12 protein-coding genes are annotated in these 11,159 nt (G+C 65.4%); 3 read left to right on the top strand and 9 right to left on the bottom strand.

What is annotated here, in order from left to right:
• Nucleotides 1–177: 177 nt before the first annotated feature.
• The 8 genes from ureG to IAE40_RS12985 are packed head-to-tail and all read right to left on the bottom strand — an operon-like array spanning nt 178 to nt 5,722.
• The gene (gene ureG / locus IAE40_RS13020; RefSeq protein ID WP_054890758.1) at nt 178–801 is read right to left on the bottom strand and encodes an urease accessory protein UreG; all 624 of its coding nucleotides are present in this window, start codon (nt 799–801) and stop codon (nt 178–180) included.
• A gap of 11 nt (nt 802–812) precedes the next feature.
• Nucleotides 813–1,487 carry an urease accessory protein UreF gene (locus IAE40_RS13015; RefSeq protein ID WP_054890759.1) on the bottom strand — a complete coding sequence of 225 codons (675 nt, stop codon included), beginning with the start codon at nt 1,485–1,487 and terminating at the stop codon, nt 813–815.
• Nucleotides 1,487–2,032 (bottom strand): HupE/UreJ family protein, encoded by a 546-nt coding sequence (locus IAE40_RS13010; protein WP_200603303.1) that lies wholly within the window; start codon nt 2,030–2,032, stop codon nt 1,487–1,489. Before IAE40_RS13010 ends, IAE40_RS13015 begins: the two co-directional genes overlap by 1 nt.
• 27 nt (nt 2,033–2,059) lie before the next feature.
• Nucleotides 2,060–2,527: an urease accessory protein UreE gene (gene ureE, locus IAE40_RS13005; RefSeq protein WP_153773761.1), complete on the bottom strand. Its 468-nt coding sequence runs from the start codon at nt 2,525–2,527 to the stop codon at nt 2,060–2,062.
• 10 nt (nt 2,528–2,537) lie between these two features.
• On the bottom strand, nt 2,538–4,241 hold the full coding sequence (gene ureC, locus IAE40_RS13000) for an urease subunit alpha (protein WP_200603302.1): 1,704 nt from the start codon (nt 4,239–4,241) through the stop codon (nt 2,538–2,540).
• On the bottom strand, nt 4,238–4,555 hold the full coding sequence (locus tag IAE40_RS12995; protein WP_054890763.1) for an urease subunit beta: 318 nt from the start codon (nt 4,553–4,555) through the stop codon (nt 4,238–4,240). The genes ureC and IAE40_RS12995 overlap by 4 nt, the downstream gene beginning before the upstream one ends.
• Before the next feature lie 19 nt (nt 4,556–4,574).
• Nucleotides 4,575–4,877 carry an urease subunit gamma gene (locus tag IAE40_RS12990; protein WP_200603301.1) on the bottom strand — a complete coding sequence of 101 codons (303 nt, stop codon included), beginning with the start codon at nt 4,875–4,877 and terminating at the stop codon, nt 4,575–4,577.
• 11 nt (nt 4,878–4,888) lie between these two features.
• A complete protein-coding gene (locus tag IAE40_RS12985) occupies nt 4,889–5,722 on the bottom strand; it encodes an urease accessory protein UreD (protein ID WP_200603300.1) in 834 nt (277 codons plus the stop codon).
• A gap of 369 nt (nt 5,723–6,091) precedes the next feature.
• On the opposite strand from IAE40_RS12985, the gene IAE40_RS12980 reads away from it, so the two are divergent.
• Both IAE40_RS12980 and IAE40_RS12975 read left to right on the top strand, forming a co-directional pair.
• Nucleotides 6,092–6,502: a DUF2946 domain-containing protein gene (locus IAE40_RS12980; RefSeq protein ID WP_112898382.1), complete on the top strand. Its 411-nt coding sequence runs from the start codon at nt 6,092–6,094 to the stop codon at nt 6,500–6,502.
• A gap of 62 nt (nt 6,503–6,564) precedes the next feature.
• Nucleotides 6,565–8,718: a TonB-dependent receptor gene (locus IAE40_RS12975; RefSeq protein WP_153773765.1), complete on the top strand. Its 2,154-nt coding sequence runs from the start codon at nt 6,565–6,567 to the stop codon at nt 8,716–8,718.
• Nucleotides 8,719–8,804: 86 nt separating this feature from the next.
• Here IAE40_RS12975 and IAE40_RS12970 read toward each other — a convergent pair whose 3' ends face one another.
• Nucleotides 8,805–9,845 (bottom strand): Ldh family oxidoreductase, encoded by a 1,041-nt coding sequence (locus tag IAE40_RS12970; protein WP_200603299.1) that lies wholly within the window; start codon nt 9,843–9,845, stop codon nt 8,805–8,807.
• 416 nt (nt 9,846–10,261) lie between these two features.
• Here IAE40_RS12970 and IAE40_RS12965 point away from each other — a divergent pair, with 416 nt between their 5' ends.
• Complete coding sequence (locus IAE40_RS12965; RefSeq protein ID WP_153773767.1) at nt 10,262–11,074, top strand: gamma-glutamyl-gamma-aminobutyrate hydrolase family protein; 813 nt, start codon at nt 10,262–10,264, stop codon at nt 11,072–11,074.
• The last annotated feature ends 85 nt before the right edge of the window (nt 11,075–11,159 follow it).

The raw sequence follows: 11,159 nt of genomic DNA, 5'->3' as shown, positions 1-11,159 counted from the left end.
CCCCCCCCCCCGCGCCCCCCCCCCCCCCCGCGGCCCCCCCCCCCCCCCCCCCCCCCCCCCCCCTCCCCCCCCCCCCCCCCCCCCCCCCCCCCGCTCCCCCCCCCCCCCCGCCGGCGCGCCGGGGGGGGGGGCCCCCCCCCCCCCCGCCACAGGGACTGAGTCAAGCTCAGAGAAGGCTTACCCCCTCACCCCCAGCATCCCGCGATCGACGATGAAATCGATCACCGCCTGCAACCCGTCACCCTTCTTCAGGTTGCTGAACGTCCAGGGTCGCTCGGGGCGCATGCGGTTGGTGTCGCGCTCCATCACTTCCAGCGAAGCACCGACATAAGGTGCAAGGTCGGTCTTGTTGATCACCAGGAAGTCCGACTTGGTGATGCCCGGCCCGCCCTTGCGCGGGATCTTCTCGCCTTCGGCCACGTCGATCACGTAGATGGTCAGGTCGGCCAGTTCCGGGCTGAAAGTCGCGCTCAGGTTATCGCCACCACTCTCGACGAAGATCACCTCCAGGTTACCGAACTTGCGCGCCAGCGCTTCTACCGCCGCCAGGTTCATCGAGGCGTCTTCGCGAATCGCGGTGTGCGGGCAGCCGCCGGTCTCGACACCGACGATACGCTCAGGCTCCAAGGCCCCGGCCTCGGTGAGGATGCGCTGGTCCTCCTTGGTGTAGATATCGTTGGTCACCACGGCGATGTGGTAATGATCACGCATGGCCTTGCACAGGGCCTCGAGCAGCGCGGTCTTGCCGGAGCCGACCGGGCCGCCGACACCGACGCGCAGGGGTTGCTGATAGCTTTGCATGTTGGCAGTCCTCAGGAACGGAACAAACGGGTGTATTGGGTTTCGTGTCGTGACGAGGCGATGGCCAGCAGCGGCAGGCCGCCGCCCAGTTCGTCATCGCCAAGGGTCAGGGCCTGGTCGAGCACGGCGGGCAACTCGGCGCCCAAGTCGCGCAGCAAGGTCTGGGCCGCCTGCTGGCCGAAAGGCACCAGCTTGACCCCGGCCATGACTGCGCCTTCAAGCCAGGCGAAGCCATGGCCGAGGGCCAAGTCGCGCAGCGGGATCGACCAGTGCGCGCCCAGCCAGGCCATGCCACCGAGCTGGGATAGCTCGATGCTCTCACGCCAGGCCGGCGCCTGGGCCAGTTGCCAGCCATCGAGCAGCCGCGCCAGGGCGCTGCCCCGCTGGCGCTCTTCAAGCCGCAGCTCGGCCGTCTCGCGGTTGGCCAGCAGAAACTGGGTCCAGCGTGCGAAGGCCTCGGCATCATCGTCCTGGCATGCGCGGTAGAGGCGCGCCAGCAACGGCCAGTCGAGACAGCCCAGGGTGTCGTGCAACTGCTCGCGCTGCCAGGCACAAAAGCCGGCCGTGTCACGCACCCAACCGGCCTCGACGGCCCACTCCAGGCCTTGCGAGTAGGTGAAACCACCCACCGGCAGGCCCGGGCTCGCCAGTTGCAGCAGACGCAACAGCGCCAGGTCGCTGCTCATCAGCCGGCCAGCACGAACGCGGCGCCGGCCAGCAAGCCACCACCGAACAGCTTCTGCAGCTTGCTGTGGCGGCGCAGCAGGCAGCCTACGCCGAATCCGACCACCAGCAGCAGCGCACTGACGGTGACGAAGCCAGCGCTGAACAGCCAGAACGCACTGGGCGTTGCTTCAACGCCATGGGCCCAGCCATGGAACAGGGCGAACACCGGCATGGCGAGGGCCAGCAGCACCTGGCGATTAGGCAGCAGCATGGCGCAGGCGGCCACCACCAGCGAGATGGAGATCATGGTTTCGATACCCACCAGGTCACCGAACAGATGCCCCAGCACCGCACCGCCGAACATCGCCGAGAGCGTGGCCAGGGGCAAGCTCAGGTTGCGTCGGGTCAGCGCGGCCAATACGCCGGTACCCAGCAGCATGAGCAGGTGGTCCAGGCCTGTCAGCGGGTGCAGCAGGCCATCCTGCAGCGGGTTGTTGTCGTGGCCGGGGTGGGCGAAGGCTGGCAAGGCAATCAGCAGTAACGCCAGGGCAAGGGCTTTTTTCATCGTGTGCTCCAAAGCAATTCGGAAGGATTACAGGCGAACGAAGGGATGATCGTGGGCGTGGCCGTGAGGGGCGCTCTGGTAGGCGCCCGCCTCCGGCTCGAACGGCGCCTGCTCGATCAGTACCTCAAGGCCCAGGCCGCGCACCATTTCGTCCAGCACATGATCATGCTGGTAGCGCAAAAAGCCGGCCTCGATCTGCAACGGCACATGGCGATTGCCCAGGTGATAGGCCGCACGCGCCAGCGACAACGGATCGGCGCAGCGCACCGTGGACACACGCTCCGGTGCCGCCAGCACCTGCACCAGATGCTGGCCGTCGGCATCGGCGAGCAGTTCGCCACCGCGCAGCAGATGGCCGCGCTCGAGCATCAGGCCGGCTTCGCGGCCATCGTCGAGGGTCACGCGCAGGCGGCTCTTGATTCGGCTGTCCACATCCAGGGTGACAGTACCGGTGACCGAGGCAGCCTCGGCGACACGGCGGGTCAGGACAATCATGCTTGCTCCTTCAGAACAGGAAATAACGCTGGGCCAGCGGCAGTTCGCTGGCCGGTTCGCACACCAGCAACTCGCCATCGGCGCGCACCTGGTAAGTCTGGGCATCGACCTCGATCAACGGCTGCAGGCCGTTGTGCACCATGTCGGCCTTGCGCACCCGGCGACAGCCGCGGGTGACCCCGATCAGGCTGCGCAGCCCGAGCTCCTCGGCCAACCCACGGTCCATGGCGGCCTGGGGCAGGAAAGTCATGCGCGTGGCGTGGCGAGCTGCACCGAAGCTTGCGTACATCGGGCGGTAGTGCACCGGCTGCGGGGTCGGGATCGAGCCGTTGATATCGCCCATGGGCGCCGTGACGATCAGGCCGGCCTTGATCACCGCCGACGGCTTGACACCGAAGAACGCTGGCGACCAGACCACCAGGTCGGCCAGCTTGCCTACCTCCACCGAACCGACCTCGTGCGCGACGCCATGGCTCAGCGCCGGATTGATGGTGTATTTGGCGATGTAGCGCTTGACCCGGAAGTTGTCGCTGTAGCTGCCGTCCGGCGCCAGGGGCCCACGACGCACCTTCATCTGGTGGGCCACCTGCCAGGTCCGCAGCACCACTTCGCCGACCCGGCCCATGGCCTGGGAGTCGGACGACGTCATGGAGAACGCGCCCATGTCGTGGAGGATGTCCTCGGCGGCGATGGTCTCACGGCGGATACGCGACTCGGCAAAGGCCACGTCTTCGGCAATGCTCGGGTCCAGGTGGTGGCAGACCATGAGCATGTCCAGGTGCTCATCCACGGTGTTGATGGTGTAGGGCAACGTCGGGTTGGTCGAGGACGGCAGCACGTTGGCCTGCCCCGCCGCGCGAATGATGTCCGGCGCATGACCACCGCCCGCCCCTTCGGTATGGAAGGTGTGGATGGTGCGATCGCCAATCGCTGCCAGGGTGTCCTCGATGCAGCCGGATTCGTTGAGCGTATCGCTGTGGATCGCGACCTGGATGTCCATCTCTTCGGCCACGCTCATGCAGCAATCGATGGCCGCCGGCGTCGAACCCCAGTCTTCGTGCAGTTTCATGCCCATGGCACCGGCGGCGATCTGCTCGCGCAGCGGTTCAGGCTTGGAGACGTTGCCCTTGCCGAGAAAACCGATGTTGATCGGCAAGCTGTCGGCAGCCTGGAGCATGCGCGCCAGGTACCAGGGCCCCGGCGTACAGGTGGTGGCGTTGCTGCCGGTCGCAGGGCCGGTGCCGCCACCGATGAAGGTGGTGACGCCGCTGGTCAAGGCTTCATCCACCTGCTGCGGGGAGATGAAGTGGATGTGTGTGTCGATGCCGCCTGCGGTGACGATCTTGCCCTCGGCGGCGATCACTTCCGTCGCTGCGCCGACCGGGATGGTGACGCCGGGTTGAATGTCCGGGTTGCCCGCCTTGCCGATGGCGACGATACGCCCCCCGCGCACGCCGATGTCGGCCTTGACGATCCCCCAGTGATCGATGATCAGCGCATTGGTCAGCACCAGGTCCACGGCTTCGGCGGCCAGCATCTGGCCCTGCCCCATGCCATCGCGAATGACCTTGCCACCGCCGAACTTGACCTCCTCGCCATAGATCGTGAAGTCCTTCTCGACTTCGACCCACAGCGCCGTATCGGCCAGGCGCACGCGGTCGCCGACGGTGGGTCCGAACATATCGGCATAGGCCCGACGGGAAATACGGCTCATGCCTTGCCCTCCAGCGCGCCCATCACCTTGCCCTGGAAGCCATACACTTCACGCTTGCCGGCGTAGGCCACCAACTGCACGGTACGTGACTGGCCAGGCTCGAAACGCACGGCGGTGCCGGCGGGGATGTCCAGGCGAAAACCCCGGGCTGGTTCGCGCTCGAACACCAGCGCATCGTTGACTTCGTAGAAGTGGTAGTGCGAGCCGACCTGCACCGGGCGGTCGCCATGATTGGCAACGCTGACGCTGACCGTTTCACGGCCGACATTGAGTTCGATGTCGCCTGCGGCGACCTGGATTTCTCCGGGAATCATGAATGCCTCCTGGGCAGCGTCAGACGATAGGCTCGTGGACCGTCACAAGCTTGGTGCCATCGGGGAAGGTCGCCTCCACCTGGACGTCGGGGATCAGTTCCGGCACGCCCTCCATGACCTGGTCACGGCTGAGCACCTCGCGGCCCAGGCTCATCAGTTCGGCGACCGTGCGACCGTCACGCGCGCCCTCCATCACTGCGGCGCTGATCAGTGCCACAGCTTCCGGGTAGTTGAGCTTCAATCCACGGACCAGGCGGCGCTCGGCGACCAGCGCGGCCGTGAACAGCAGCAGTTTGTCTTTCTCTCTCGGGGTCAGCTCCATGGGAGGCTCTCTCAGGTGGCCCAGATGCGCGGCGGGCTCGGCGCCAGGCCCAGGACGGCCGGGCGCAACAGATGCCAGAGGCGCTGCAGGGTGCGTTGCACATGTTGGTTGTCGTTATCGAGCAGGCGAATCACCAGCAACGGCCCGAGCAGGGTCGCGCCAGCCGGAGTGTCAACGTCGTCGAGCACCAGGCGTACCTGCTCGAGCAGGTGCGTATCGGCAGGTGCGGCGCAGAAGGTCGCGACCAGCGGATAACCGCCGAGTTTTTCCAGATGCCCGCCCTCTACGCGCAGGCGCTCGTGGAGCCCCGGCTCGTGGGGCAGCTCGACCTGCAATCGGCTGTCGAGGGCGCCATGATCGAAGTGCTCGTTCATCACCGGACGGCCCAGGCACAAGGTTTCCCAGGCCAGCAGGCGAGCGCCGGGTTCAAGGGTGAAACGGCTGTCGAGCCGGGCCCGGGCGCCGTCGAAGAAGATGCTGTCGTGAGGCAGCCATTCCAGCGTGCTGTCAGCCGCCAGGTGGAAGCGTTGCGCCAGCTGCGCGGTCGGACCGATGCTGCGGTAGAACTTGCTCGCGCCAGGCATGGTCAGCAGCGCGTGGCTGCCAGGCTCCAGATGGATATCGAGTTCGAGCCGGTCACCTGCGACGATGCCGCCGGGTGGGTGAAGGATGTAGACATGACACGGCGCGCCTTCAGGATAGAACGGGCGCTGCACCAAAAGAGGGCCGTAATGTTTGCGCGCACCAAGGCGAGTCACGTCCCCGCGCTTGACGAAGCGCAATTGCAGGTGAGCACTCCAGCCGCTATCGCCTTCAGATTGTTCGAATTGTTGCGCGGACGACATCCTGCAGCCCCTGAAATCCGTGGTGTGGCTAAATATTGGCTGATCTGTCGCGTTTACCTACGATGGGGTACGCAATGACCGCTTGTCTGAATTGCTGAACTGATATAGCAGGTTGCGGGCCAACTCCGCAGATGAACGAAGATGAAATTTTTCGGTCGCCGCTCCGGGATAGGGCGCCGCGCACAACCGCGGAGCGGCCTTGAGCCCGGTTTCGGTGCTTATGGGCCCAGGGGCTGCGTCAGTGGCTGCAGAGTGCTTCAAGCAGGCTTACCCGCGAAAACGGCACCGCGATATTCGCCATGGCGCTGCGACAATCGACCACACCAACACCGCCACCCTCCCCGCCATCCGAATGGTAGATTCGCGGCCATGAAAACCACCCGTCGGACACGTTCGCTGACCGCCTGGACGCTCTATGCCAGCGTTCTGTTCAGCCTGTTGCTCTGTGGCCTGCACCACGGCCAGATGAGCGGCCTGCGTCTGTCGGGCCTGGACGGTGGTTTCTGCGCCCTCGACAGCACCGGCAAAGGCCCGGCCATCGACCTTGGCGACAGCAGCAGCGACCAGCACATGGCCCAGCTCGATTGCCCGGTGTGCTCCTCCTTTGCGCTGGCCGTGCCGCTGACCGGCAGCCTGTGGTCATTCCCAGCAGCACATAGCGGGGCCCCCTCGCCGATCATCGTGCGCAGTTGGGCGCAGCCGCCGCCGCGCTACCTGCGCCCCGCCATCCCGCCCCGCGCATCCCCTTCCGATTTCCCCGCAGCAGCGCCCCTCGCCTGACCCCAGGCGGGCACGCCCGTGCCCGCGGGTCAGCCATGACCTTTGCGTGGAATCACTACAACATGATCCGCAACACTTCTCTGGTGCTCCTGATGGGCACCACCTGCACCTGTGCCTGGGCCGACGTCGCCCCCGTGCAACTCGACGCCACCACCATCGACGCCGAACAGCAGGCGCCCTCCGGCGTGCAACTGGACGAACCAATCCGTACTGGCTCGCGCCTGGGCCTCACCGCACGGCAGACACCCGCTTCGGTCAGCGTCTCGGACCGCCGGGTGATCGAGCAGCGTGACGCCAAGGACAGCCAAGACGTGATCAACGCCATGACCGGCGTCAACGCCTCGGCCAACCCCGGCTACGGTGGTTTCGTCGCCTACCGTGGCTTCACCCAGAACCAGGTGACCCAGCTCTACAACGGCATCAACCTGGGCTACAGCAGCGCCACCCGTCCGGTGGATGCCTGGGTGCTGGATAGGGTCGAGCTGATCGGCGGACCGTCGTCGTTCCTGCATGGCGCCGGTGCCGTGGGTGGCTCGATCAACTACATCACCAAGCTCGCCAGCCGCGAAGCACAGACCCTCGACGGACGTATCCGCTATGGCAGCTACGACGACTCGGAAGTCGCCTTCGGCATCAACCAGGCCCTGGCCGAGAACCCCGCCGATGCCCGTCACTTCGCACGCCTGGACTTCAGCCACAGCCAGGGCAATGGCTACATTGACCGCAACCAGCGCAACACCGACAGCCTGGCCTTCTCGTTGCTCAGCGACCTCTCGCCCAACCTCACCCACACCCTGGCCCTGGAGTACCAGGAGGACAAAGAGGACAGCCCCTACTGGGGTTCGCCCATCCTGCCGGGGCGCAGCACCATGAAGATCGACAAGAGCCGCCGCTTCGAGAACTACAATGTCGCCGACGGACGCTACGAGCAGCGAGTGCGCTGGCTGCGCTCGATCCTCGATTACCAGGTGAGCGACAGCACCAGCGTGCAGAACACCCTCTACCACTACAATGCCCAGCGTGATTACCGCAATCTTGAAAGCTACCGCTACAACAGCGCCGGCAACGTGGTGCGCTCCAGCCCCTACCTGCAGCGCCACCAGCAGAGCGTGATCGGCGATCGCGTCGAGCTGCGCCACGACAACAGCCTGTTCGGGCTGAGCAGCCAGTGGTCGCTGGGGCTGGACTGGTCGAGCATGCACCAGACCCTGTACCCGACCTCGGGCGGCTACAGCGACGTGGTCGATCCGGATCACTTCGACCCCGGCAGCTTCTACGACATTCCGGGTGTCAATCGCGGCCTGACCAAACAGCGACGCAACGAGGTGCTCAATCGCGCGCTGTTCGCCGAGAACCGCCTGCAACTGACCGACCGGCTGGCCCTGCTGACGGCCCTGCGCTACGACTACCTGGACATGCAGGTCACCAACTATGGCCCGGTCAGCCCCAGCTCGCCGGCCTACTTCGAGCGCCGCTGGGAGCCGCTGTCCGGACGCATCGGCCTGACCTACGAGCTGACGCCGACAGCCAGTGTCTACCTGCAGTACAGCAACTCCGCCGACCTGCCAGCCGGTTCGCTGGCATCGGCGACCTATTCCAACGTCGGCTTGTTCGACCTGTCCAAGGGCGAGCAGTGGGAGGCCGGCAGCAAGTTCGACTTCCTTGACGGACGCGGCGCCGCCACCGTGGCGGTCTACCAGATCGTGCGCAAGGATTTCGCGGTGCGTGACTCCAACGACCCCAACCTGACGGTGCAGGCGGGCCAGCAGACCTCGCGCGGTATCGAGCTGTCCGGGCGCCTGCAGGTCACGCCCAAGCTGTTGGCCGAGGCCAACTACGCCTATGTCGATGCCCGATACGATGAATTCAACGAAGCGGTGGGCGGCGTGTCGGTATCTCGCAAAGGCAATGCACCGGTCAACGTGCCGGCCAACGTCGCCAACCTGTGGTTGAGCTATGCCTTCACTCAAGACTGGTCGGCCGGCGTGGATGCTCGCTACGTCGACTCGGTCTACGCCGACAACGCCAACAGCCTGAAGGCACCCGCCTACACCCTCTTCGGCGCCTTCGCCCGCTATCGCCTGGACCAACACACCACCCTCACCGGTCGCGTACGCAACCTCACCGATGAGGTGTATGCCAAGCAGGCTTATGGGCAGCAGTACTACATGGGCGCGCCGCGCACCTTCGAGGTGGCGATGGATGTGAAGTTCTAGCGCGGCTACGCGCAGAGCAAAGCGTCTGAATGCTGGCGTGCCCCCTGTGGGAGCGCGCCAGCTTGATGCTCGCAAGGATGGGTACGCTACAGCGGTCGATCCGACGCCAGCAAACGTTCGAGCCCTTGCCACTCCTGCTCGCTAACCGCCACGCCTTCGCGCTGCGAAACCGCCCGCTCCCTGAACCGCCGCTCCCCCGGCAAGCGCGACAACCCCGCCGTGTGCATCTGCTCCACCAATGCACGACTGCGCTCGGCAAAACGCCCGCCTTCGGCCTTGCTCGGGTCGATGACGATGATCAACTGCCCGGTCCAGGGGGTCTTGGCGCCTGGATGCTGCGACCAGTCGAACTCCCAGGAAAAATGCCCGCCCGTCAGCGCCGCCGCGAGTAGTTCGACCATCATCGACAGCGCCGAGCCCTTGTGCCCACCGAACGGCAGCAAGGCGCCGCCTTCGAGAATCGCCTTGGGATCGGTGGTCGGCTCACCTTCGGCATCGACGCCGACACCTGGCGGCAATTGCTCACCCTGGCGCGCAGCGATCTGTACATCGCCATGGGCCATGGCACTGGTGGCCATGTCGAAGACGATCGGGGCAAGCCCCTGGCATGGCGCCGCGAAGGCGAAGGGATTGGTGCCGAACAACGGTTTGCGCGCGCCGTGGGGCACCACGCAGGTCATGCTGTTGACCACACTCAACGCAACCAGGCCCTCTTCGGCAAAGGGTTCCACATCTGGCCAGAGCGCCGCGAAATGGTGGGAGTTATGGATAGCCAGCACGGCAATACCCGCCTGCCGCACCTTCTCCACCAACAGCGTGCGTGCCGCCGCCAGGGCTGGCTGGGCGAAACCGCCCCTGGCATCGACCCGCACGAAGGCCGGGGCGACATCCGTGACCTCGGGCACCGCAGCGCCATCGACCCAGCCGCTGGCCAGGGTCGAGACATAACCCGGCATGCGGAACACACCATGACTGTGGGCACCATCGCGCTGGGCGCTGGCGCAGTTGGCGGCCAGCACTGCGGCCACTGCCTCGCTGCATCCATGACGCTGGAAGATCTGCTGCAACCGCTCCTGCAACTGCGCAAGAGGAACACGTACGACAGGACCTGTGGACGGTGCGGACATCTGAAGCTCCCTTTATTGGATTTGGAATGGCGATGGCCCAGGGCACTGCCTGCCACTCTTCCCTCGGCGAGGGTGTGCTGTCAAATCCGGCCAGCGCCGCAAACGCCAGGTTTATTGCAGCGCTGCAAAGACCCGACTGCATCGTTAAATATTATTGACCTACTCCCCTGCCAAAGCCTTGTCGGCTCAGGCTTGCAGCAGTTAGAGCCCCCGAAAACAGGCCAATTGCCCCATGAAGCCGACGCGTCAGTCGTTTGACATATTAAACGGCTCTGGCAAGCTATGAAGCATGTCCCGACCGGTTCCGCAGCCTTCAGGCCGCGCCGGCAGTGCTCGGGACCACAGGTCACGCATCAAGGGCCCAAGGCCGCGGACCTGCACAACAACGACAGGTAAAACCTGTCCCAAGGTGACATATGTCCAACAGCAACATTGGCAACAAGCAACCCTCCCTGCGCAAGCCCATCGTCCTGATGACCATGGGCAGCCAAGAGCGCAAAGGTCACGACTATCAGGTCATGACCCATAAATACATCACTCCCCTGGTCGATTTCGCCGACTGCATCCCGGTCCTGGTCCCTACCTGCTGCGGCACCGACGCCCTCGAGGCGTACCTGGACATGGCCGACGGCATCTACCTGACCGGCGCCGGCAGCAATATCGATCCGGCTCTCTATGGCCAGGAGAACGAAACCCCCGGCAAGGCCCAGGACAAGAACCGCGACCTGTTCGACATCCCCCTGGTGCAACTGGCCATCGCCCGCGGCCTGCCGATCTTCGGCATCTGTCGCGGCATGCAGGAAATCAACGTGGCCCTGGGTGGTGACATCTACCAGAAGGTCTACGCCGAACCAGGCTTCAACGACCATCGCGAAAACCCTGAAGACCCGGTCGATGTGCAGTACGCCGCCTCCCACGGGGTGAAGATCAAACCCGGCAGTTGGCTGCGCGAAACCCTGGGCACCGACGAGATCCGCGTGAACTCGCTGCACGGTCAGGGCCTGCGCAACCTGGGTGAAGGCATCGAGCCGATCGCCCACGCCGAAGATGGCCTGGTCGAGGCCATTCATGCACCGAGCATTTCGCCCTTCCTGTTCGCGGTGCAGTGGCACCCCGAGTGGCAAGCGGCGAAGAACCCGGATTCGATCAAGATGTTCCAAGCCTTCGGCGACGCCTGCCGCGCCCAGGTCCGCAAGTCCCAGGCCAGCAAGCGCCACCAGGCGGCCTGACCCCTCTTCGTTAGCTTTGATCGCGGGGCGGCGCAACGTCGCCCCCGCTTCCCCGGCCACCCTCTGCTGGTCCCAGAACACCTCC

It is taken from the genome of Pseudomonas sp. S44 (assembly GCF_016624805.1).
Taxonomy (GTDB): Bacteria; Pseudomonadota; Gammaproteobacteria; order Pseudomonadales; family Pseudomonadaceae; genus Aquipseudomonas; species Aquipseudomonas machongensis.
This window is presented reverse-complemented; position numbering and strand designations above follow the sequence as displayed.

Coding starts and splice junctions, on each gene's coding strand:
- ureG (WP_054890758.1), bottom strand. CDS start 801: ATGCAAAGCTATCAGCAACCCCTGCGCGTCGGTGTCGGCGGCCCGGTC.
- IAE40_RS13015 (WP_054890759.1), bottom strand. CDS start 1,487: ATGAGCAGCGACCTGGCGCTGTTGCGTCTGCTGCAACTGGCGAGCCCG.
- IAE40_RS13010 (WP_200603303.1), bottom strand. CDS start 2,032: ATGAAAAAAGCCCTTGCCCTGGCGTTACTGCTGATTGCCTTGCCAGCC.
- ureE (WP_153773761.1), bottom strand. CDS start 2,527: ATGATTGTCCTGACCCGCCGTGTCGCCGAGGCTGCCTCGGTCACCGGT.
- ureC (WP_200603302.1), bottom strand. CDS start 4,241: ATGAGCCGTATTTCCCGTCGGGCCTATGCCGATATGTTCGGACCCACC.
- IAE40_RS12995 (WP_054890763.1), bottom strand. CDS start 4,555: ATGATTCCCGGAGAAATCCAGGTCGCCGCAGGCGACATCGAACTCAAT.
- IAE40_RS12990 (WP_200603301.1), bottom strand. CDS start 4,877: ATGGAGCTGACCCCGAGAGAGAAAGACAAACTGCTGCTGTTCACGGCC.
- IAE40_RS12985 (WP_200603300.1), bottom strand. CDS start 5,722: ATGTCGTCCGCGCAACAATTCGAACAATCTGAAGGCGATAGCGGCTGG.
- IAE40_RS12980 (WP_112898382.1), top strand. CDS start 6,092: ATGAAAACCACCCGTCGGACACGTTCGCTGACCGCCTGGACGCTCTAT.
- IAE40_RS12975 (WP_153773765.1), top strand. CDS start 6,565: ATGATCCGCAACACTTCTCTGGTGCTCCTGATGGGCACCACCTGCACC.
- IAE40_RS12970 (WP_200603299.1), bottom strand. CDS start 9,845: ATGTCCGCACCGTCCACAGGTCCTGTCGTACGTGTTCCTCTTGCGCAG.
- IAE40_RS12965 (WP_153773767.1), top strand. CDS start 10,262: ATGTCCAACAGCAACATTGGCAACAAGCAACCCTCCCTGCGCAAGCCC.